This window comes from Pseudomonas quasicaspiana, assembly GCF_021147825.1.
GTDB classification, from domain to species: domain Bacteria; phylum Pseudomonadota; class Gammaproteobacteria; order Pseudomonadales; family Pseudomonadaceae; genus Aquipseudomonas; species Aquipseudomonas quasicaspiana.
The window spans coordinates 13985-36034 of sequence record NZ_JAGTPI010000053.1 but is presented as its reverse complement, the minus strand read 5'-3'; the positions used below and the strand labels follow the sequence as shown (position 1 = coordinate 36034).

Sequence of the window (22050 nt, the reverse complement as noted above, 5' to 3'; positions counted from 1 at the left end):
TGATCAGCCGGTTGTCGCCGTCAGCGAACGCAGGAAATCGGCAAAACCACCCGCCGCCCGTGCTTCCAGCCGGGTGCTGGTGGTCACGCGAGGTCGGCAACTCCAGGCGATACGAGCCCCATTCAACTCCAGTTGCCGAATCAACTGAACGTCTTCATGGCAAGCCAGCGGCGGGAAGCCACCTGCCAGACGATAAGCCGCCGCGCTGATGCCCATATTGGCCCCGTGAACGTGGCGATGACCGTCACGATGCTGATAATGCTGTTGATAGCGAATCTGCGCTTCAACGGGAATTCCGTCCTGCCAGACCCCGGGCGTTACTGTCCCGCAGACGGCATCGGCGTCCAGCGCCAGTTGTTCTACCAACCAATCCTCGGCCACCGTGCTGTCGCCATCGGTGCAGGCAATCCAGCGGGCACCCTGTTCCAGTAACAGTGCTGCGCCTGCAGCCCGCGCCTGACCCACGTTGCGTACATTGACCTCGACAGCGTCCACGCCATACTGCCGCGCAATACTCGCCGAAGCATCAGTGCAACTGTCCAGCACCACCAGAATGACAACCCGCTCGGCGGCCAATGCGGTATGCCTACTCGCACGCAACAGGGTTTCAAGGCACTGACCGAGCAACAGCTCTTCGTTGTGAACCGGTATGAGCACGCCAATCATCGTAGGTTCTCCCTTTCTGCGACGGATCTTTCATCACGGCTCCAGACATCGAGGAAAAAATCTGCCTCTTCATGACTGAAAATCCGGGGCATTTCCAGGCGTGCCGCAAGGATCGCGTGGACCTTTTGCGCATCCATAGGGCAGCCATCAATCTGTGGTCGCCAGTGACAGGCAAGTACTTGTCCATCATCTGTCAGCGACGCCAGAGCGCGATCAATCCAGCTATTGAGGTCCTGCTCGTCCAGGTAATAGCCCAGTTCGCTGAACACGATCAGATCAAACCGGCCGTCTGGCCATTGCTCAGGCAGACGCCCATGCATGACTTCTACCTGTGTGAACGTCGCGAGCCTCTGACGTGCCAGTTCAACCGCCGAACGGTTGGTATCGCAGACCAGCAATCGATCGCAGCGCGTGGCCAGATCCGCGCTGAGCTCGCCATTCGCACAGCCAGGTTCAAATACCGACGCGTAACGCTCACGGGGCAGGGCGGCTAGAGTCAACGCCCGCTTGCGGCGTTCGTACCAGCGTTTCTTGAACGCCCACGGGTCGTCGCTTTCCTGAAAAAGTCGTTCGAAGTAGCTGTCATCGACACTCACAGAAAAACCACCTCAAACGGCTGCATCAAACGCTCCAGCACATCCGCGGCCAATACCGGTGGCAGACCGATCCGGGGATCGCCTTCCAGTTGACTGGCAAATGCATGAGCCGCATGACGTTTACGCGCGATATCGGCGGGTTCCAGGAGGATCTTGCGCGCACGCTCCCAAGGCAAGCGGTCATCTTCAGGCGAAGCCCAGTGCCACGCCCAGATCGGCACCTCGTGCAAATGTGCGCCAACGGCGTGGGCAGCACGTGCGCTGGCGCGACCAACTGCTTCATGATCGCTGTGCCCATCGTTGGCCCACGTGGTAAACACCACGTCCGTTGGCTCAAGGTAGCGCTCGATAAAAGCCGTCAGTTGATCTTCCTGTTGGGCCACGGAGGTGTCAGCGAAACCACCCCGTATCCATTGCAGGCTGTGCATGGGCAGGTCGAGGCGGCGCAAGGCTTCAGCGCTTTCCTGGGGGCGAATCACACTGAGCCGCTCGGCCGGCCAGGTGGACGAGCCGGGATGGCTGGCGCTGCCGTCGGTGACCGAAATGAGTTTCAGTGGTCGACCCAGTTGCGCCAGTTGATGCATCAGGCCGCCGCAACCGAGTACTTCATCGTCAGGGTGAGGGGCGATGATCACCGCGCGTGAGTTGGGCGGGACCAGTTCATCGGCGCTGATTGACGCCAGTTGCGCGAGTTTTTTCGATCCGTTCCAGGCCTGCAGCGAGGTGCCGCTGCCGACGATGGGGTTATGGTCAGTCATAGTTGCCACATCCGTGATGGCGTGATCACAGCCTGCCGGGCTGTCAGATCACCCAGGGCTGCCAGGTCACGCTCGGCGTGACTCTGGCGCAGGAAAACCGGGAGGTCAGCGATCATCCGGGCGAAATGCGCATCCTTGCAGTAAGGACCGGCGCCCAAGGCGCGGCCAACGTGCAGAATCACCTGCTCGACATTGTGTTCGATCACCGCTCGGCTGCGACGCGCTAACACCTGTGCGTCGGCGATGGGTGTTTTATTGATACGGTGGGCCGCGTGTTGCAGGGCAGCCCACGAACTGTGCATTGCCACATCCACCGCGCCCAAATGGGCCATGGTGTGTGGCTCTTGTGATTTGCAGCCTTGTTGCAACAGGCGCTGGGCCAGAGCTGTGGACGCCCCGTACCAGCAAGCTGCGATGCCGATGCCACCCTGCCAGAATCCGGGTCTGGCCAGATAATCACCGGGTTTACCGATGGCGACGCCTAGAGCGCTTTTGAACACCACCTCAACGCTGCCAGTTGCGCCCATGCCCACGGCACGCCAACCTTCCTGAGTAATGCTGACACCGGGTTGCCTGAGATCGACGGCGACCAGCTGTTGCTGATCATCTTCGTCCCAGGCAGTCATCAATGCGTGGCTGAGTACCGCCGCGCCCGAACACCAGGCTTTTCGACCGCTGATTTGCAGGTTATCGCCTTTGCGCTGCACGCTAACCCTGGCCTGGGGCGGCTCGGCCGCCCACATGCCCCAACTGGTCCCGGCTTCCGGTGCGTTGACACCCACCTCATGCATGATGGCCAACGCATCGGTGTGGCCTTCATACAATTTGCACAACCCCAGATCATGCCCGGCAACGCAGGCTAGTCCTTGCCAGCGCTCAAGTATCTGGCCGCTGGCAGGAAAGGGGAGCTGATCCAGCCCTTCGTCAATCAGCGCCTGCAAGCATTCGCCCAGCGCTCGCGTATCGGCATAGCCGTGCTTGCGCCAGTCGAGGAACTCACTGAGCGCCTGACTCATGCGTTTTCATCGTGCTGCAGTTCGAACAGCAGCAGTGAGCGAGCAGTGACGGTGTAGTGATCACCAAAACCAAATTGCTCACTGGCTTTCATGTCTGGCTGATTGGTATCGACCAGGCAGGTCCAGTGCTCGCCTTCAGGCACTTGTGGCAGGGTGAAGTTGACCCCGTCATGGTGCGAGTTGACTACCAGCAGCAAGGTCGCGTCAGCGCCAGGCCGACGGATGCCGGTCTCTTGGGCACGGCCGTCCATCAACATGCCCAGGCAACGGGCGTGTGCGTCTTCCCATTGCTCGATGCCCATCTCGTTGCCATCCGGCGACAGCCAGGTGACATCCTTGACGCCGATTTCTTCGTTGTAATCGCCTACCAGGAAGCGACTACGACGCAGGATCGGGTAAGTCAGTCGGAGCTTGATCAGGCGTTTGACGAACTTGAGCAGTGACTTGCCGTCTTCGTCCAGATCCCAGTTTACCCAGCCAATCTCACTGTCCTGGCAGTAGGCGTTGTTATTACCGTGCTGGGTGCGGGCGAACTCGTCACCGGCAACCACCATCGGCGTACCCTGGGCCAGCAGCAAGGTGGCGAAGAAGTTACGCATCTGGCGCAAGCGCAACGCGTTGATTTCGGGATCTTCTGTCGGGCCTTCCACGCCGTGGTTCCAGGACAGGTTATTGTTGCTGCCGTCTTGATTGTTTTCGTCGTTGGCTTCGTTGTGCTTGTCGTTGTAGGAGACAAGGTCATGCAAGGTGAAGCCGTCGTGAGCGGTGATAAAGTTCACCGACGCCTGAGGCCTGCGACCGCGCTGGTTGAACATGTTGCCCGACGCAGTCATGCGCCCGGCGAAATCCGCCAGCTGACCTTCATCGCCTTTCCAGAATGCGCGCACGGTGTCGCGGAACTTGTCGTTCCACTCCATCCAGCCTGGTGGGAAACCACCGACCTGATAGCCGCCTGGACCACAGTCCCACGGCTCGGCAATCAGTTTCACCTGACGCAGGACCGGATCCTGGCGGCAAGCCACGAGGAAGCTGTGACGCTCGTCAAAGCCATCGTGGTAACGGCCGAGAATGGTTGCCAGGTCGAAGCGGAAACCGTCGACGTGCATTTCCGAAGCCCAGTAACGCAGGGAGTCGGTAACCATCTGCAGCACGCAAGGGTGGCTCAGATCCAGCGTGTTGCCGGTGCCGGAGTCGTTGATGTAGAAACGTTTATCGTCAGGCATCAAACGATAGTACGAGGCGTTGTCGATGCCGCGCATGGACAGGGTCGGACCGAGTTCGTTGCCTTCCGCAGTGTGGTTGTAGACCACGTCAAGGATGACTTCCAGCCCGGCATGGTGCATGTGCGCAACCATTTCCTTGAACTCGGCAATCTTGCCATGAGCGAGGTAGCGCGGATCAGGGGCAAAGAACGCAATGCTGTTGTAGCCCCAGTAGTTGGTCATGCCTTTCTGCAACAGATGCTGATCGTTGACGAAAGCGTGAATCGGCAATAACTCGACGGAGGTCACACCCAGCTTGCGGATGTGATCGATCACGTCAGCAACCATCAAACCGGAAAACGTGCCTTTGAGTTCATCCGGCACCGACGGGTGACGCATGGTGAAACCACGGGTATGAGTTTCATACAGGATGGTCTTGTCCCACGGCACGCTGATCTGCTGGTCCCGACCCCAGGTGTAGGCGGGGTCGATAACCTTGCTTTTCGGCACGAACGGCGCGCTGTCGCGTTCGTCAAAGCTGAGGTCGCCGTCCGGGTGGCCGATGGTGTAACCAAACAACGCTTCGGACCATTTCAATTCGCCAACCAATTGTTTGGCGTACGGGTCAATCAGCAGTTTGTTGTGGTTGAAGCGATGGCCATTTTTTGGGTCATATGGACCGTAGACACGGTAGCCGTAGATCAGCCCCGGGTGGGCGTCAGGCAGATAACCGTGGTAAATCTCGTCGGTGTATTCCGGCAACTCGATGCGTTCAAGTTCAACTTCGCCGGTGGAATCAAACAGGCAAAGCTCAACCTTGGTAGCGTTGGCCGAAAAGATCGCGAAGTTGACGCCCAGACCGTCCCAGCTGGCGCCGAGAGGGAAGGGAAGGCCTTCACGAATACGTGACACGCTGGCTTCGACTTGATCGGCCTTGGCGGATGCACCTTGTGGACTGTCTTTCTTTGAGGTTTTGGACTGCGTGTTCATTGTGCGTTCCTGACGGCTGGTGTTTTTCGGGGCGGCCGAAACCGCGGTCGAAGCGAGAGCGCTTCAACAAAAAGTCGAAGTAAAAAATGTTGGGTTACCGCAGGTCACGACGGTTAAGAACGTGATCCCTGCGGTACGGAGTTGGTGCGGCGCTTTGGAGGAATCAAGGCGCTGATGGTTTGCCCGGTTTTTTTGCTGCTGGTTTGGCTGCGGGTTTTTTAGCGGCTGGCTTTGCAGGCTGTTCGGCCTGAGTCGCCGCCGGAGCCGGTTTGCTCTTCACGGCAGCCGGTTTGCTCGCAGGCTTGGCAGCCGGTTTAGCGGCAGGTGCCGCCGCTGGCTTGCTGGCCGGTTTCGGGGCAGCTTTCGGAGCAGATTTTGCCGTAGCAGGCTTGGCTTTATCAGCCGCCGGCTTGGCGTCAACCTTTGGCAGCTTAGGCTTGGTTGCCTTGCGGGCGGTGGATTTATCCGGAGCCAGCGCTTCAGCTTCAGCCAGCTTGCGAGCCATTTCCCAATGACGTGCGTCCTGACCGGAAGGTTTCCCTTCCGACTCCCATATCTGATACGCAAACTCGCGAATTCGCTTTTCGTCGGCACTCATCTCGACACTCCCAGGTTTTACTTAGTCTGAATAAACAGGTTTACAGAAAATTCCTCGAGTGCTGCGCTGAGCAGCAACTCCTTGTCAGTTGTGACTACGGCGTCTGAAAAAAGTCCCTTCCAACTTCGATTTGCATCCGCGAACGGTAGAACGACCCGCGTGTCCCCCCAATTTTCTGCATTGATGAATGGAGTTTGGGCAGTACCCAATAGTTCATTGCACAAGCGTGGCACCACAACGATAGCCTGTTCTGCATCAAGAACACGGGCAAATGCCATCACCTTGTCAGCATGGGTGCCTAGCACCTCCAGCGGCACATAGTCGCCGCGACTGAACAGCTCGGAGTGCCCGGCCCGCAGGTTCAACACCTGATGGATAAGCGCTTGCTTGATCCGGCCGTTCTGCCAGGAGCCCAGCAGGTCGCTGACAGTGGACGCCTGACTCAGCGCGTCCTGCCGATCTGCGTAATCAACAGGGCGGCGGTTGTCCGGATCGACCAGAGTAAAGTCCCAGTACTCGGTGCCCTGATACAAATCAGGAACGCCAGGCGCGGTCATACGAAGCAAGGTTTGCGCCAGGCTGTTCAATGCACCGTTGGTAGCAATGCGGTTAGCGGTGGCGCCTAGCGACTGACGCAACGCGAGCCCCTGAGGGCTGAGCAGGATGTTCTGCAGGAACTCCCGGCATGCGCGCTCATACGGTTCATTGGCCGCGCTCCAGCTGCTCTGCAGTTTGGCTTCACGCAAAGCCTTTTCCTGCCACTTGATGAGGCGCTCTGCGTAGTTTTCGAACTCATCCTCATGCATGTCCAGCGGCCAGCTGCCCAGCATGGCCTGATAAAGCATCAGCTCATCGCCAGGGCTGATCGTGTTTTCTTCGCCTTTGAGCGGTATCGCCAACTGGCGCCAGCGCTCCACCTGCTCACCGTACCAACCGGCGCATTCGCTGAGCACGGCGAGACGAGTGCGGGTGTCTTCACCACGCTTGTGGTCGTGAGTCGCGGTGGTCAGCAGGTTGTCCGGGAAGGCTTTGATGCGAGCCAGGCAAGCATCGTGAAAATCCTGAACCGGCGCGCTGAAGTGCTGCGGATGAAAGCCTACGTCGTTGCGCGACAGCAATACCGCGCTGCGATAGAACGAGGTGTCTTCCACAGACTTGGCGGCCACCGGCGAGGTGAGTTGCTGGAAGCGCACACATGCGTTTTTGTTCAACTTGCGTTGCTTGCCCCGTGGCAACTTGCGCCAGGACTCTCCACCCAGCCAGCGCTGCAAGTAATCCAGCACTTGCCAGTCAGCTTCGCTGAGCATGGTGCGTGCGCCTTGCATGGCTTGCTGGAAGAAACGCTCATCTTCCGCAGAGCGCCCGCACACGCTGATGTAGGTCCGATAAGTCGGGAAGTTCACCACCAGCGCCAGCAAGGCCCGGCGAATCGCCCCCAGCGTCAGGTCGCGGCTCATCAGGTCACTGCGTGCTACTTGCAGCAAGGATTGCGCGACGTTTTCAAAGTCACCCGCCAGAGTACCGTGCAGCACCAGATCACGTGCTTCAAGCACTTCCTGATCAAAGTCAGCGGTGCGTTCACTGATGCGGCTCCACAGCTCGGCCAGAGGCTCCTGACCCTTGGGGTCATGTTGCAGCAGCGACACCTGATTCATGAATTCATAACCGGTGGTGCCATCGACACCCCAGTCTTGACGCAACGATTCATCAGGGCCAAGTATCTTCTCGACGAAGATTGGCAAATGCGCCAGTTCGGTGCCCGCAGGACGCGCAGCGAGCAGGCTGTTGACCCGGCGGCGCAGTTTCCGGCAGTAGCCGCGTGGATCTGCCAGGCCGTCAATGTGGTCGATGCGTAAACCGTCCACCAGACCTTCGCTGATCAGCTCAAAGATCTTGCCGTGGGTAGCTTCAAATACATTGGAGCGCTCGACTCGCAAGCCACCCAGTTCGTTGATGTCGAAGAAGCGCCGCCAGTTGATATCGTCGCCTGCGGTGCGCCAGCTAGCCAGACGGTAATGCTGGGCCTCCAGCAAGTGATGCAGCCGATCGAAGCCTTCGGGTGTAGTCGAGTCGTAGCGCTGCATGGCCAGCTCAATGGCTCTCATGATCGATTTGTCTTTAACCAGCTCGACCAGTTCGGCGCGGGCTTGTCTGGCTCGTTCCCATGCCTGCGGGAATTGATCAAGTGCGGCAAAGCGCTTGCTCAATTCGTCCAGAAGCGGATTCTCATCGGATTCAAGCAATGGCCCGTAAGTACCAGGGTTGATCGGGAAATGGTGCTGGTAATGCTCGATGTAGAAAACGCCATGGTCGGGGTCGAAGCGCAGCGGAATCTCACCGGCTTGCAATACAGTGCCGTAGTCGGTGCTGAGAAAAGGCAGAAGCAGTTGGCCTTTGAGCAACGGATCCGGCGAGTGCCACTGAATGTCGAAGAAGTCAGCGTAGGGACTGCGCCGTCCCCACTCGAGCAGATCAAGCCACCAAGGATTATCGTTACCGCCCACAGCCATGTGATTGGACACGATGTCCAGAATCAGGCCCATGCCTTTTTCACGCAGGGCGCTGACCAGACGACGCAGCGCTGGTTCACCACCGAGTTCCGGGTTGATGACCCGCGGATCGACCACGTCATAACCATGCATCGAACCCGCGCGAGCCTTTAGCAGCGGCGAGGCGTAGATATGGCTGATACCCAGGCTGGCGAAGTAGGGCACCAGCGCTACGGCGTCATCCAGGGTGAAGTCTTTATGAAATTGCAGGCGCTGCGTGGCACGCAGGGTTTCCAGGCGCGGGCTCATTGATCACGCTCCGCAGCTTGCAGGCGTGCCTGACACAACAGCTCAACCCGTCGTGCAACGGCTTCGTGGTCCATCAATGTCGAACTTTCGCCGGGAATACGGCGGCGCCAGTTGGGGTGTTGCGGCGTGTCGCCAGGCAGGTTGAACTGCTCGGTCAGGCCCATCGCATCTTCCATTGGCAGGAGCACCAGAGGCGCACGGGTGTGGCCGATATAGCGGATGCTGGCGTCGATCATTTGTTCTGCATCCGGACGTCCGTCGCTGAAGTTAGTGGAGTTTTGGCTCAAGACCTGACGCAGCCCGTCGCGTTCGCGATGGCGGTCTGCGCTCCAGTCTTGCGCTTGTTGCTCGTTGACCATGCCCAGACGCAGGTTCCAGGCGATATCGTTCTCCGCCAGCCAACCCGCCAGTGTCGGCAGGTCGTGGGTGCTGGTGGTGGCAAGGGCTTGATCGGACCAGTCGAGGATCGGCTTGAAGTTCGCGTTGTTCTGTTCGAACAGCAGCACGCGCATGCCGAGGATTGCCCGGGCAGCCAGCTTTTCGTGCAGGCCGGGAGGAACAGTGCCCAGGTCTTCACCCAGCACGATCGCTTTGTGTCGCCACGATTCAAGACTCAGCAGCCGGAGCATGTCGTCCAGCGGATAGTTGAGGTAGGCACCTTCGCTGGCGGGTGAGCCTAGTGGCACTACCCACAGACGTTGCAAGCCCATGATGTGGTCGATGCGCAGGCCGCCTGCATGGGCGAAGTTGGCCCGCAGCATTTCAATGAACGCACGGAAACCATTACGCTTCAGGCCTTCAGGAGAAAAAGCGGAAATCCCCCAGCTTTGTCCGGCACGGTTGAGAATGTCCGGCGGCGCACCGACGCTGAGCGCGGAGAGCAATTCATCCTGCCGACTCCATGCCTGACTGCCCGCGCCATCTGCACCGACGGCGAGATCTGCAATCAACCCTACGCTCATACCGCTGCTGCGGGCGGCAACTTGTGCACGCTCCAGACCACGGGCCGTCAGCCATTGGGCGAAGGCGTAGAAGCCAATCTGCTCGCTGTGATTGGCGGCAAAGCGGGCGATGGCCTCACTGCGTGGATTCTTGAACTCTTCTGGCCATTCATGCCAGTTATCGCTCATGCCCAGACGCGGGCATTCGTCGCGGATGGCCTCGAATCGGCAGTGATTTTCAAGTGCTTCTCCCGCGCTGTGGCGGAAGCTGTTGAAGTCCTCGTGCAGCGGATGATCGCTTCCGCTGAAAGCGTCATACAGCTTGTGCAGCACTTTCCACTTGGCGCTGGCGGCGGCGGGCCAGTCAACCAACGGCAGCGCTTCAAGGCGTTTGAGCTCATCGCTCAGGCCGGACTCTTCAATGGCCATGCGCAACGCGCGCTCACCCAGAATAGCGCCGGGCGAGCAATACAGGCTGTTGAGAAACAGGCGGCTGGAGGGCGAGTAAGGACTGTAGCGATGCGGGTCATTGGCAAACATCGCGTGCACAGGACTGATCGCCAGCGCGTGAGCACCACGTTCTCCGGCAGCGCGAGCAAGACTTTCCAGCGCTTGGGTATCGCCAAAACCGCCGTCGCCTTCGCGGTGCAGGCCATACAATTGAACGGTCAGCCCCCAGGCACGCGGCACGCGGCTGTCGGTCGCCATGGCCATGCTGAAGCAAGTCTTCGGAGCAACAGCGATGGTCAGGTGTTGACCGGCAATGTTCAGTTGCTGATAGCCCACTGGAGCCAGGGCAGGCAGGCTGGCATTAGCGGTCAGGTTGGCGTCGATGGTGGCGCCGTCTTCCAGATGCAGGACGAAAGGCGTGCCCGGTTCAAACCAGGCACTCAGATCCAGGTTGCTGCCATGGTCGACGGTCAGCAAAGGCGGAGGTGTGGGTTGGTGATGGGCAAGCTTCAGGCGTTGCAGGCTGGCGTCTATCTGCAGATTGTCGTCAGCCGGAAAACCCAGGCAGCCCAGAATCTTGCTCAGCACTTCAGGGCTGACCCTTTGCGCCTTTCCGTTTGCATCAATCCAGTCCACGGACAAGCCTGCTTCGGCAGCCAGACTCTCTATTTGCTCATTGCTCATCCCGTTCCTCCAGAACATCGGTTGCTATCAGGCTGACAATGGCCGTGTATGGATTGAGGATGCCTCGCCGGGAAAGTTCTGCCGCATGTGGCAGGGTTTCGAAAACAACGCTGCCGCTTTTCCATTCAGGGGCGGTGACCGCGTGTTCAGTGAGATTGATATCGATGCGCAGCAACGCGCCGTCGCCCATCCTCCAGCGCGCAGACACCGCGCCTTCGCTCAGCACTTCAGCGCCCAGGGCGTGACTGCCTGGCAGGCGAGGGACGATGTGCTGGTGACGAAGCGCCAACAGCTGGCGATAGAGCTCAAGCCAGTTGCGGTGGTCGCTGCCTTTGTCGGTTTCCAGATACACCGCGTCAAAAGCCGGTCTGGAGGCTTCGAAGGTTGCCGGATCGTTGGGATCGGGAATGTGTTCGCGTTTCTCTTCGTCAGCAAAGGCTGCGAAGTCGGCAAATTCACTGCGTCGGCCTTCACGCACGGCATCGGCCAGTTCGCCGTGATGATCGGTGAAAAACAGAAACGGCTCACTGGCTGCCCATTCATCGCCCATGAACATCAGTGGGATCATCGGTGAGAGTAACCACAAGGCGGTGGCCGCCCGCAACGCAGGTGCGGAGCAGATTTGCGGCAGGCGCTCACCAAAGGCCCGGTTGCCAATTTGATCGTGGTTCTGCAGGAACAGGACAAATGCGCTGGGCGGCAGATGCCCGCTGGATTCGCCGCGGGTATGGCCGTGGCGAGTCGGTTCGCCCTGATAGACAAAACCCTGGCTCAGCAAGCGCGCCAGCTTCTCGGTGGCCTGGTGAGCGAAGTCGGTGTAATACGCATCGGTCTCGCCGGTCAGCAGCACGTGCAGCGTGTTGTGACCGTCATCGTTCCATTGCGCATCGTAGCCCTGTTCCAGCAGGCTGGCCTGGTTGAACTCGTTCTCGAGGTTAAGCCAGACATGGCGCGGCGCGTCGATCTGCTCACGAACCCTCTGCGCGAACTCCTGCAGGAAGGTGTCGTCCTTGATCGCGTGTACGGCGTCCATCCGCAGACCGTCGAACCGGTATTCGAGCAGCCACATCAGAGCGTTGTCGATGAAGAAATCGCGGACTTCCCGACGCCTGAAATCAATGGAGTCGCCCCACGGGGTCTTCACATCGTTGCGGAAGAATCCTTTCGCGTAACGCCCCAGATAATTGCCGTCCGGGCCGAAGTGGTTGTAGACCACGTCAAGGATCACCATCAGGCCATGGCCGTGAGCAGTATCGATCAGATGCTTGAGTTGCTCCGGTGTACCGTAGGAGGACTGTGGTGCGTAGGGCAATACACCGTCGTAGCCCCAATTTCGCTCACCAGGAAATTGCGCAATAGGCATCAGCTCGATGGCTGTGACCCCAAGCGCGGCCAGACGCTCCAGATGAGCCTCGACCCCGGCATAGCCGCCCAGTGACCCCACGTGCAACTCGTAAATGACAGCCTCGGACCAAGGGCGACCTTGCCAGCCGGTGTTCTGCCATTCATAAGCGAGGGGATCGACCACCACGCTATGGGAGTGGACATCAGAAGATTGGGCGCGGGAGGCAGGATCGGGGACTTCGAGTTCCCCGTCGATGTTGTACCTGTAGCGAGTGCCCGCCGGACAGCGGGCCTCGAGTACAAACCATCCTTCGTTTTGCGGGAGCATGGCCAGAGACTGGCCACCCTCGATTTCTACACTGACGTAATAGGCGTCGGGTGCCCAGAGGGCGAACCGCGTGTGGCCAGAATCCAGTAATACGGCGCCGTGGCGCCAGTTCTCGTCCGTACGCAGAGGCATCCGTTGACCCCTTAATCAATAATGAAGTGCAGTTCCCACGTTCTTTTTCAACAGGTCCTGATAGAGCTCTGCGTAAGGCTCTACCGCTTGGTGCCAGTTAAACGGGGCTGCCATTGCCCGGCAACGCATGGCGTTGATCAGTGCTGAGTTGGAAAACACCTTGAAGGCGCGGTTCAATGCTTCTTTATAGCTTTCGACCGTTGACTCGTTGAACAGGAAGCCGGTGACGCCATCTTCGATGGTGTCAGCCAGACCGCCAGTGTTGCGAGCGACCGGCAGAGAGCCGAAACGCTGGGCGTACATCTGGCTCAGGCCGCAAGGTTCGTAACGCGACGGCATCAGCAGGAAGTCACTGCCTGCGAACATGCGGCGGGCGTCGGTTTCGTTGAAGCCGATACGTACACCGATTTTCCCCGGGAAGCGTTCTGCCAGGGCGCGCATGGCGTCTTCTTCTTCGGGCTCGCCACGACCGATAATCGCGATCTGGCCGCCATTGTTAACGATGTGTTCAGCAACACCGATGGTCAGGTCCAGACCCTTCTGATAGACCAGACGCGAAACCACGGCGAATAGCGGGCCGGTGGACGGCTCAAGTTCAAACAATTCACGTACGTGGTCGGCGTTGATTTCCTTGCGCTGCCATTCATTAGGCGCGAAGTGGCAAATCAAGTGTTCGTCGGTCGCTGCATCCCAGCTGGCGTCAATCCCATTCGGGATACCGCTGAGCTGGCCGCGGTTGGCTTTATGCTGCAGGAAACCTTCAAGGCCGCAACCGAACTCGGGGGTCGTGATTTCCTTGGCATAGGTCGCGCTGACCGTGGTGATGTGGCTGGCGTAAGCCATACCTGCCTTGATAAAGGACAGCTTGCCGTAGAACTCCATACCTTCAGCGCTCAAAGCTTCATCCGGAATACCCAGTTCACGGGCGGATGCTGTGCTCACAGTGCCCTGATAAGCCAGGTTGTGAATGGTGAAGATCGTAGGAGTGGTCTGTCCGCGCCATTTCATGTAGGCGGGTGCCAGGCCGGCAGGCCAGTCATGAGCGTGAACCAGCTCAGGGCTCCACTGGGTTTTTACTGCGCCGGCTGCAAATTCAGCCGCCGCCAGACCCAGTCGGGCGAAGCGAATATGGTTGTCGGACCAGTCACGTCCTTGGCTGTCGGCGTAAGGCGTACCTTCACGCTCATACAGCTCTGGGCAGATCAGCACGTAAATCACCAGGCCGTCTTTCATGTCCATCCGGCCGATCTTGCAAGGCGGCAGGGCTGCGTGGCCGCCCAATTGGCTGATGACGTGAATCGGGTTGCCACTGTTAAGCACTTGCGGGTAGCCGGGAATCAGCACTCGGACGTCGTGCAGGTGGCGCATGGCGCGCGGCAACGCGGCAGAAACATCACCCAACCCCCCGGTCTTGACCAGGTCAGCCAGTTCAGACGTGACAAACAGGACTTTACGTCTATTGCTCGACACGATCACAGGCTGTGTAACGGCAGGCAGTTGCAGCAGTGGAACGCTCGTCGTAGCGAAGCCTGGCAGATGAGTCAGCTCGCTGGCCGGCTGATTAAAACTCTCTCCCTTCTGGGTTTTGACAGCGGCGCTAATCATCGATTTCTCCCCATTCAATACAGTATCGGTACTGCATCAGATTTGTTATTGGCCATGTCCTATGACCGGGCACACAAGCACTACGCAAGATCAGTACCCATTTACTGTTTGCGTTCTTCACGGACAGACAGGTAGTGCTAAAAACGCGGGCTTAGCCAACAGCATAGGCGCTGTTATCAGATGACCTGTGCGTTGATTGGAAAGTTTCGACTTTTTTTGTGGGAAATGTCTGGGATAGGGTTCGGAGCCTGATTACACGGGGGCAATATCATCCGTTATATGTGGCGAAATGCCGCACTGCTCTATGTTAGAGCGGAAAAAAATCCCATGGGGCATGCCAATGACCGGCCGTCGGATTGTTAGACGATAGTGCTCTTGGGCTTCAGGCGGGCGTGTGGCACGTGCCTACGTGGGGCAAAAATAACCTCCTACAACGACTACGGCCTTTTCTTGGTGCGTGTGTCGCTTATTCCTGGGGCACTCGTAGAATTATCCTGATCCCTGATCGAAACATTTTCGCGCACGTCGGGATAGAATCGGAGGCCTGACTCGGTCGAGTCAGCCATATTCGTGATCACACAGTCGTATAGAGGATGTAATGGATAGCCCTGAAGTTTTGGTACTGCAAGCCAGCTACACCAACCCGGTGCATGCGCAAGCGATCGGCTTCATGCTCAGTCAGTACGCCGAAGATGTCATGGGCGGTGGTGAGCCGTTATCGATTGATACGCAGCAGCAAGTGGCCATTGAGCTGGCGAAGCGTCCTCACGCGTTCAGTGTCCTGGCCTTCATCGCTGGCGAGCCGGTGGGGCTGGTCAATTGCTTCGAGGGTTTTTCAACCTTTCAGTGTCGGCCATTGGTCAATATTCATGACGTCGCAGTTCTGGGTAAATACCGAGGTTTGGGTATCAGTCAGAAGATGTTGGCAAAGGTCGAAGAAATCGCCCGTCAGCGTGGTTGCTGCAAGCTGACTCTGGAAGTGCTGGAAGGTAACGCTATCGCTCAGGGCGCCTATCGCAAACTGGGCTTCGCGGGCTATGAGCTGGATCCGCAGATGGGCAAGGCCATGTTCTGGCAGAAGACACTGTAATCGCGCTAAACCCGCATGGGGTTTGAACGTTAGACAGGGTGTCCGGTCGGATTTTTAGGTGAAACACCCCGGCAGCGGAGCCTGGAACGATTGGTTCTTAAGAGTTGCCGCACTATCTTACGTACAGCGCCAGCCCTGTAGGAGGTGTCCGGGTGTCCCTTACAACGCGCTGTCTCGAGGCAAACCTAGAACCTGTAGGGGCGCACGAGCACCGCGAGGCCGCGATAGCTGTGTCAGACAGGACGCCATCGCTGCCTCGCGGTGCTCGTGAGCTCCTGCGGAATACGTTTCAATTCCAGCAGGCGTTGCTGTTTGAAGCACGATGAGAGTGGCTTTATAGAAAGAAAGGAATTCGGAGGAGGGTGCTGCCACGGGCAAGCCAGCTGATCGGGCTTGCCGCTATTCGTCACGCTGCGTTGCCCAGAGGCAACGAGTGGGGGGTCAGGCTTGAAGTGCGTTGCTGGAGATCATCAACTGCGATTGTTGCAGCATGAGGCTCAAATTAGCGACCTTGCTGAGCAACTGTTCGCGCTCTTCTTTAAGTTGGCGCAGTTCGTCACGACGGATAGTGACATAGAGAGTTTGTGGTGCGGTTGCCGGTAGTACAGTGCCCATTGCTCACCTCGCAAATGGCGGATTCAACATGAAAGGTCTTGGCAAATGACTATCGCGATCCCCGACTCGCCTCTGCTTACCTCTCTATCGGCCACAATTCTGATTTCTTTTGCGCAAAAATGGAACTTTTTTATTTTGGAGGGTCGCGAACGTTTCTTGTTCTTGATTGCTTGTGATTCTCGACTGGTGTCCATTGGCCACCTTGCAGCCCCCGCAGCGCTTGGGATAGCGGGAATTTGCCGCTTTAAAAATCATGCTCATGGCTGGCTCACGACGGAGTGAGCTGTACAATGAGGTAACATTTTTTTGTTTTATCGCGAATTACGGAGCACCAGCATGCAACTTGGAATCATCGGACTGGGCCGCATGGGCGGCAATATCGCAAGACGCCTCATGCTCAATGGCCACACCACCGTGGTGTACGACCGTGATGAAGCGTCTCGCAGCGCCCTTGCCAAGGAAGGGTCGACTGCCGCAGTCGATCTGCCCGCGCTGGTGGCAGCCATGGACAAGCCTCGCGCTATCTGGGTCATGCTCCCTGCAGGCGAGCCTACTGAAGAAACCATCAATGTCCTGAGCGACCTGCTTGATGCAGACGACGTGATCATTGATGGCGGCAACACCTTCTATAAAGACGACGTACGTCGTGCTCAGGCGCTTACAGCCAAGGGGCTGCATTATGTCGACGTCGGTACGTCCGGCGGTGTATGGGGTCTTGAGCGCGGCTACTGCATGATGATCGGTGGCGAAGATGAAGTGGTCAGACGTCTTGACCCGCTTTTCGCGACGCTGGCTCCGGGCATGGGTTCAGTCGAACGCACCAAAGGTCGCAACTCTGCCGATGACCGCGCTGAACGTGGCTACATCCACGCAGGCCCGGCCGGTTCCGGTCACTTCGTGAAGATGATTCACAACGGTATCGAGTACGGCATGATGCAAGCCTTTGCCGAGGGCTTCGATATCCTCAAGCAGAAGAATTCGGAAAACCTGCCGGTCGAGCAACGCTTCGATCTGAACATGGCCGATATCGCCGAAGTCTGGCGTCGCGGCAGCGTCGTTTCTTCCTGGCTGCTGGACCTGACTGCTGATGCGCTGGCAACCGACCCGCAACTGGACGCTTATTCCGGTGCTGTGGCCGATAGCGGTGAAGGGCGCTGGACCATCGAGGCTGCCATGGAGCAAGCCGTTCCTGTCCCAGTACTCTCCAGTGCACTGTTTGCCCGCTTCCGTTCACGGCAGAAGAGCTCGTACGCAGACAAAATGCTGTCGGCAATGCGCTTCGGTTTCGGCGGTCACAAGGAAGGTCCTAAATAATGGGTTTATCGCGCAGCACTACCCGGCAAACGCCTGAAGTTGCGCCACCCACCACGCTGTTCCTGTTCGGTGCCCATGGGGACCTTGTAAAGCGCCTGTTGATGCCGGCGCTGTACAACCTGAGCAGGGACGGTCTGGTTGATGAAAACCTGTATATCGTTGGCGTTGACCACAACGCGATCAGCGATGCGGATTTTGCGAAAAAGCTCGAGGATTTCATTCGTCAGGAGGCAGCCAGCAAAGTTGCTGATGACGGTAAGGATCCTCTGGATCCGGAGCTGTGGAGCAAACTGGCTGGCCGTATCAGCTATGTGCAGGGCGACTTCCTCGACGACTCCACTTACAGCGATATCGCCGCAAAGATCAAAAGCACCGGCACCGGCAATGCGGTGTTCTACCTGGCAACTGCTCCGCGCTTCTTCAGCGAAGTCGCTAAGCGCCTCGGTTCTTCGGGCTTGCTGAGTGAAGCACCGGGCCAGTTTCGCCGGGTCGTCATCGAAAAACCTTTCGGCTCCGACCTGCCCAGCGCCGTTGCACTCAATGAGTGCCTGCTCAAGGTCATGACCGAGAAGCAGATCTACCGGATCGATCACTATCTGGGCAAAGAGACAGTACAGAACATTCTGGTCAGTCGTTTCTCCAACGCCTTGTTCGAATCCTTCTGGAACAATCACTATATCGACCACGTGCAAATCACTGCCGCCGAAACGGTAGGGGTGGAGACACGCGGCAGTTTTTACGAAAACACCGGTGCGTTGCGGGACATGGTGCCCAATCACCTGTTCCAGTTGCTGGCCATGGTTGCCATGGAGCCCCCGGCAGCCTTCGGAGCCGATGCAGTTCGCGGCGAGAAGGCCAAGGTCATCGGCGCGATTCGCCCATGGTCTGAAGAAGAGGCACTGGCCAATTCGGTTCGCGGTCAGTACTCGGAAGGCTCCAGGGATGGCGCTGATGTGCCCGGGTATCGTCAGGAAAACAAGGTTGATCCGGCCAGTACCACTGAAACCTACGTGGCCCTCAAGGTCATGATCGATAACTGGCGCTGGGTCGGCGTACCGTTTTACCTGCGCACCGGCAAGCGCATGAGCACGCGCAGCACCGAGATCGCGATTTGCTTCAAGCCAGCGCCCTATGCGCAGTTTCGCGATACCGAAGTCGACCGTATCAAGCCAAACTACCTGCGCATCCATATCCAGCCCAATGAGGGGATGTGGTTTGACCTTTACGCCAAGCGTCCCGGTCCGACCCTGCAAATGGAAGACATCGAGCTGGGCTTTGAGTACAAAGACTTTTTCGAGATGCAGCCTTCTACGGGTTATGAAACCTTGATCTACGACTGCCTCACCGGGGATCAGACCCTGTTCCAGCGTGCCGACAACATTGAAAACGGTTGGCGGGCGGTGCAGCCGTTCCTGGATGCATGGCAGAAGAATCCTCAGGTCGAGCTGTATCCCGCAGGGGGCAATGGACCTGCTTCTGCGGATTCATTGCTGGGCAAAGACGGTCGAGAATGGCGGGATATCAATGCCTGAAGTAAAGACACCGCAAGTTCGTTTCGTGCTTTCCGATATCGATGGGACTTTATTGCGCCCCGATCACAGCTTGAGTCAGGCGACGATCGATGCCGTAGCCCGGTTGCGCGATGCCGGAATCCTGTTCACCGTTGCCAGCAGTCGTCCCCCACGTGCCATGCGCGAACAGATCGAAGCCTTGGGCGTCGATCTGCCGACCGCAGGCTTCAACGGTGCCAATATCGTTGCCCCGGACGGCAGCGTCCTGTTTGCTTACCGCATTGACCCGGTAGCTGCACGGACCTGCATCGAGCTGTTCTCCGGATACGACGTAGCAGTGTGGGTGTTCGCCGATGATCAGTGGTTTCTGATCGATCCGCAGGGCGCTTACGTCGAGCACGAACGCACGACTCTTGGTTACGAGCCGGTCCAGGTTGAGAGCTTCGAGCCGTGGCTGGATCGGGTCGACAAGATCGTCGCCGCCAGTACCGATTTCGAGCTCTTGAAGCAGCTCGAAACAACCCTCAACCCGATGGTTGAAGGAAAAGCCTTCGCTGCACGCTCGCAGCTTTACTATCTGGATGTGACTGCGCTGGATGCCAACAAAGGCAATGCGCTGGTCACCCTGGCAGGGCAGTTGGGCGTCGACATGGCGCACACCGCTGCACTGGGTGATGGCGGCAACGATGTCGCGATGTTCCATAAAGCCGGGTTTTCGGTTGCCATGGGGCAGGCTGAGGAAAGCGTTCGCAGTCAGGCTGATGTCGTCACCGGCAGTAATCTGGAAGATGGAGTTGCCAGCGCCATTGAGCGCTACATGCTGCCGCGCTGAACGGCTGTTGATGTTTCCCCGATTATGGATGCTGTTCATGGCTGCATTGATCGAAGACTACGCATTGCTCGGCAATTGCAAAACTGCCGCGCTCGTCGCCAGAGATGGCTCGCTTGACTGGCTGTGCTTCCCGCGATTTGATTCACCTGCCTGTTTCGCCGCGCTCCTGGGTGATGTAGACAATGGGCGCTGGAAGCTCGCTCCCAGCCAGCCTTTGGTCAGTGCCGAGCGGCGTTATCGGGAAGGGACCCTGATTCTTGAGACGCTGTTCGAGACCGCTACCGGTCGCGCCATGCTCATTGACTTCATGCCGCCGGGCGAAGGCAGTCACGTGGTTCGGATGGTCGTTGGCCTGAGTGGGCAGGTGTCTTTCGAGATGGACCTTGCGATTCGCTTTGACTACGGCAGCAGTGTGCCATGGGTCGAGAACAAAGGCGGCCAGACCCTCACGGCAGTGGCGGGCCCTGAAATGCTGGTGCTGCGTGCCCCTGAGCCGTTGCGCGCATTCGATCACCACACCGGCTGCCATTTCCAGATCGCCGAAGGCCAGCGCCAGGCGTTTGTCCTGACGCATCAGGCGTCTTTTGAAAGCCTTCATGACGCCATCGACGCTGAATCGGCGCTGGCCGAAACCGAGTATTTCTGGCTTGAATTCTCTGATCGCTGCCCTGACGTCGGCCCCTGGACACAGCAGGTTAAACGCTCACTGATCACCTTGAAGGCGATGACCTATCAGCCCACGGGCGGCATTGTCGCGGCGGTCACTACATCGCTGCCTGAGCAACTGGGCGGTGAGCGCAACTGGGATTATCGGTACTGCTGGCTACGTGATGCGACGATGACGCTGCTGGCGTTCATGAATCTCGGTTACTTCGAGGAGGCGGCTGCGTGGCGCGAGTGGTTGATGCGTTCGGTGGCTGGTAATCCTGAACAGATACAAATCATGTACGGGCTTGGCGGTGAGAGACGACTGTCAGAGTTCGAATTGCCCTGGCTGAATGGCTACGAAGGCTCGCGCCCTGTGCGCATCGGCAACGGTGCAGCGACGCAGATGCAACTGGACGTCTATGGCGAAGTCGCTGACGCCATGATTCAGGCTATCAGAGGTGGTTTGCCGCGTCCGCCGCGCAGCATCGCGATTTCTCGCGTGATCATGCCGTTTCTGGAAAAAGTCTGGCATATGCCGGACAAGGGAATCTGGGAAATTCGCTCCGAGCCGCGCCATTTTACTCATTCCAAGGTCATGACCTGGGTCGCCTTCGACCGCAATTCGACGTTGCTTGCGGAGTCGGCGCAAACCGAAAAGGAGCGGGCGCTGGCGGTTCACTACCGCAAGGTCGCGGACGACATCCACGCGGATGTCTGCCTCAATGGTTATGACCCGGACATTGGCAGCTTTACGCAGACCTATGGTTCTCCTGCACTGGATGCCAGCCTGTTGCAGATTGCGCTGACCGGTTTCTTGCCGGTTGATGATCCGCGAGTGATCGGCACGGTTGCGGCCATCGAGAAGCACCTCATTCAGGACGGTCTGCTGTTGCGTTACGACACTGAGCGCAGTGTGGATGGCGTATCCGGTCACGAAGGAACGTTTCTGGTGTGCTCGTTCTGGCTGGCGGATGTCTATGTGCTCATGGGCCGTGAGGAAGAGGCGGCGGCGTTATTTGATCGTCTGTGTGGGTTGTGCAACGACCTGGGTTTGCTCGCCGAGCAATACGATCCCAAGGAAAAGCGCATGCTGGGCAACTTCCCTCAGGCGTTCAGCCATATTGGCATTATCAACACCGCCCTCAACCTGCACAGGGTGGTCTGCCCGGTTAAATCACGCGCTGCCAATGAGTCTGCTGCCCTTTAGCTTAATGGGCGCGCCGGAAGGTGAAGTTTATTCGCTGCTCCCCCAGCAATGGGTGATGGCCGGGCTTGATCGGCAGGACACCGTGAAAGCGCAAACGGTCTTCACCGCCCCAGACCACGACATCACCATGCAACAGCGCTACGCGTTGGGTTTTGTCATTGCGCTGATGGCCACCAAAAAGAAAGATCGCAGGTAGCCCGAGGGAAACTGAGACCACCGGCCACTCGTAGTGCTTTTCGTCCTTGTCTTGATGCAGGGACATTTTTGCGCCGGGTATGTACTGGTTGATCAGGCAGGCGTCGGGAACAAAATCCGCAAAGCCGCAGGCTCCGGCCGCGCGTTGCGCCAGCGCCATGAATGCCGAGGGTATATCGGGCCATGGCAGTTGGGTCTGCGGATCGATCGGGGTATAGCGGTAGCCGCCACGGTCAGTCATCCAGCCAAAACTGCCGCAACTGCTCAGGGCTGCCGACATGGTGAAGCCGCCCGGCGTCACCATGTGCCGGAAGGGGGCTTTGCTGAGCGTGTCTTCCAGTGCGGGCAGCAAACGCTCAATTTCCGCGAGCGCAAAGCCGCGCAGTACCCAGGAGCAGGGGCCGATCTGCTCCATGGCGGTACTTTGCGGGGGCTCTTCGGCGAAAAGGTCGAAGGTGATTGGCGTTGTGCTTTGCCGTTTCATGAGGTTATGGAGTCCTCAATGCTGAGAGCTGCCTGAAATTGGAATG

18 protein-coding genes are annotated in these 22050 nt (G+C 58.3%); 6 read left to right on the top strand and 12 right to left on the bottom strand.

Features of this window, described 5'->3' with window-relative positions; translation table 11 throughout:
• Positions 1 to 3: 3 nt before the first annotated feature.
• The 10 genes from KDX30_RS23195 to glgA all read right to left on the bottom strand — a co-directional run bounded on the left by KDX30_RS23195 (position 4) and on the right by glgA (position 14108).
• Positions 4 to 666 (bottom strand): glycosyltransferase, encoded by a 663-nt coding sequence (locus KDX30_RS23195; RefSeq protein WP_231677605.1) that lies wholly within the window; start codon positions 664 to 666, stop codon positions 4 to 6.
• The gene (locus tag KDX30_RS23190; RefSeq protein ID WP_099269485.1) at positions 663 to 1262 is read right to left on the bottom strand and encodes a class I SAM-dependent methyltransferase; all 600 of its coding nucleotides are present in this window, start codon (positions 1260 to 1262) and stop codon (positions 663 to 665) included. Before KDX30_RS23190 ends, KDX30_RS23195 begins: the two co-directional genes overlap by 4 nt.
• Positions 1259 to 2020, bottom strand: coding sequence for a PIG-L deacetylase family protein (locus tag KDX30_RS23185; RefSeq protein WP_231677604.1), 762 nt, complete (start codon positions 2018 to 2020; stop codon positions 1259 to 1261). Before KDX30_RS23185 ends, KDX30_RS23190 begins: the two co-directional genes overlap by 4 nt.
• A complete protein-coding gene (locus KDX30_RS23180; RefSeq protein WP_122395660.1) occupies positions 2017 to 3036 on the bottom strand; it encodes an acyl-CoA dehydrogenase family protein in 1020 nt (339 codons plus the stop codon). Before KDX30_RS23180 ends, KDX30_RS23185 begins: the two co-directional genes overlap by 4 nt.
• Positions 3033 to 5228, bottom strand: a complete 2196-nt coding sequence (gene glgX, locus KDX30_RS23175) for a glycogen debranching protein GlgX (RefSeq protein WP_027902670.1) — start codon at positions 5226 to 5228, stop codon at positions 3033 to 3035. Before glgX ends, KDX30_RS23180 begins: the two co-directional genes overlap by 4 nt.
• Before the next feature lie 163 nt (positions 5229 to 5391).
• Complete coding sequence (locus tag KDX30_RS23170; protein WP_027902671.1) at positions 5392 to 5826, bottom strand: DUF2934 domain-containing protein; 435 nt, start codon at positions 5824 to 5826, stop codon at positions 5392 to 5394.
• Between the two features lie 17 nt (positions 5827 to 5843).
• The gene (locus KDX30_RS23165; RefSeq protein WP_231677603.1) at positions 5844 to 8624 is read right to left on the bottom strand and encodes a malto-oligosyltrehalose synthase; all 2781 of its coding nucleotides are present in this window, start codon (positions 8622 to 8624) and stop codon (positions 5844 to 5846) included.
• Positions 8621 to 10699, bottom strand: a complete 2079-nt coding sequence (gene malQ / locus KDX30_RS23160; protein ID WP_122395662.1) for a 4-alpha-glucanotransferase — start codon at positions 10697 to 10699, stop codon at positions 8621 to 8623. The genes KDX30_RS23165 and malQ overlap by 4 nt, the downstream gene beginning before the upstream one ends.
• Positions 10689 to 12503 (bottom strand): malto-oligosyltrehalose trehalohydrolase, encoded by a 1815-nt coding sequence (gene treZ, locus KDX30_RS23155; RefSeq protein WP_122395663.1) that lies wholly within the window; start codon positions 12501 to 12503, stop codon positions 10689 to 10691. Before treZ ends, malQ begins: the two co-directional genes overlap by 11 nt.
• Before the next feature lie 15 nt (positions 12504 to 12518).
• Positions 12519 to 14108 carry a glycogen synthase GlgA gene (glgA, locus tag KDX30_RS23150; protein WP_027902675.1) on the bottom strand — a complete coding sequence of 530 codons (1590 nt, stop codon included), beginning with the start codon at positions 14106 to 14108 and terminating at the stop codon, positions 12519 to 12521.
• 598 nt (positions 14109 to 14706) lie between these two features.
• Between glgA and KDX30_RS23145 the strand changes: the two genes are divergently transcribed.
• Entirely contained in the window at positions 14707 to 15198 is a 492-nt protein-coding gene (locus tag KDX30_RS23145) for a GNAT family N-acetyltransferase (protein WP_122395664.1), read from the top strand.
• Between the two features lie 441 nt (positions 15199 to 15639).
• Here the strand turns inward: KDX30_RS23145 and KDX30_RS23140 are convergent, their stop codons facing one another.
• Positions 15640 to 15813, bottom strand: coding sequence for a DUF6026 family protein (locus tag KDX30_RS23140; RefSeq protein WP_099269492.1), 174 nt, complete (start codon positions 15811 to 15813; stop codon positions 15640 to 15642).
• A gap of 45 nt (positions 15814 to 15858) precedes the next feature.
• Here KDX30_RS23140 and KDX30_RS23135 point away from each other — a divergent pair, with 45 nt between their 5' ends.
• From KDX30_RS23135 to KDX30_RS23115, 5 genes are read left to right on the top strand one after another with little or no spacing between them, the layout of a single operon-like run.
• Positions 15859 to 16095: a hypothetical protein gene (locus KDX30_RS23135; protein ID WP_147471352.1), complete on the top strand. Its 237-nt coding sequence runs from the start codon at positions 15859 to 15861 to the stop codon at positions 16093 to 16095.
• Between the two features lie 54 nt (positions 16096 to 16149).
• Positions 16150 to 17127 (top strand): phosphogluconate dehydrogenase (NAD(+)-dependent, decarboxylating), encoded by a 978-nt coding sequence (gene gnd / locus KDX30_RS23130; protein WP_099269494.1) that lies wholly within the window; start codon positions 16150 to 16152, stop codon positions 17125 to 17127.
• On the top strand, positions 17127 to 18659 hold the full coding sequence (gene zwf / locus KDX30_RS23125) for a glucose-6-phosphate dehydrogenase (RefSeq protein WP_231677602.1): 1533 nt from the start codon (positions 17127 to 17129) through the stop codon (positions 18657 to 18659). Before gnd ends, zwf begins: the two co-directional genes overlap by 1 nt.
• Entirely contained in the window at positions 18652 to 19470 is an 819-nt protein-coding gene (locus KDX30_RS23120) for an HAD family hydrolase (RefSeq protein WP_122395666.1), read from the top strand. Before zwf ends, KDX30_RS23120 begins: the two co-directional genes overlap by 8 nt.
• Before the next feature lie 37 nt (positions 19471 to 19507).
• Positions 19508 to 21325: a glycoside hydrolase family 15 protein gene (locus KDX30_RS23115; RefSeq protein ID WP_231677601.1), complete on the top strand. Its 1818-nt coding sequence runs from the start codon at positions 19508 to 19510 to the stop codon at positions 21323 to 21325.
• A 1-nt stretch (position 21326) separates the two neighbouring features.
• On the opposite strand, the gene alkB is transcribed toward KDX30_RS23115, so the two are convergent.
• Positions 21327 to 22004: a DNA oxidative demethylase AlkB gene (gene alkB / locus KDX30_RS23110; protein ID WP_122395668.1), complete on the bottom strand. Its 678-nt coding sequence runs from the start codon at positions 22002 to 22004 to the stop codon at positions 21327 to 21329.
• Positions 22005 to 22050 lie beyond the last annotated feature (46 nt).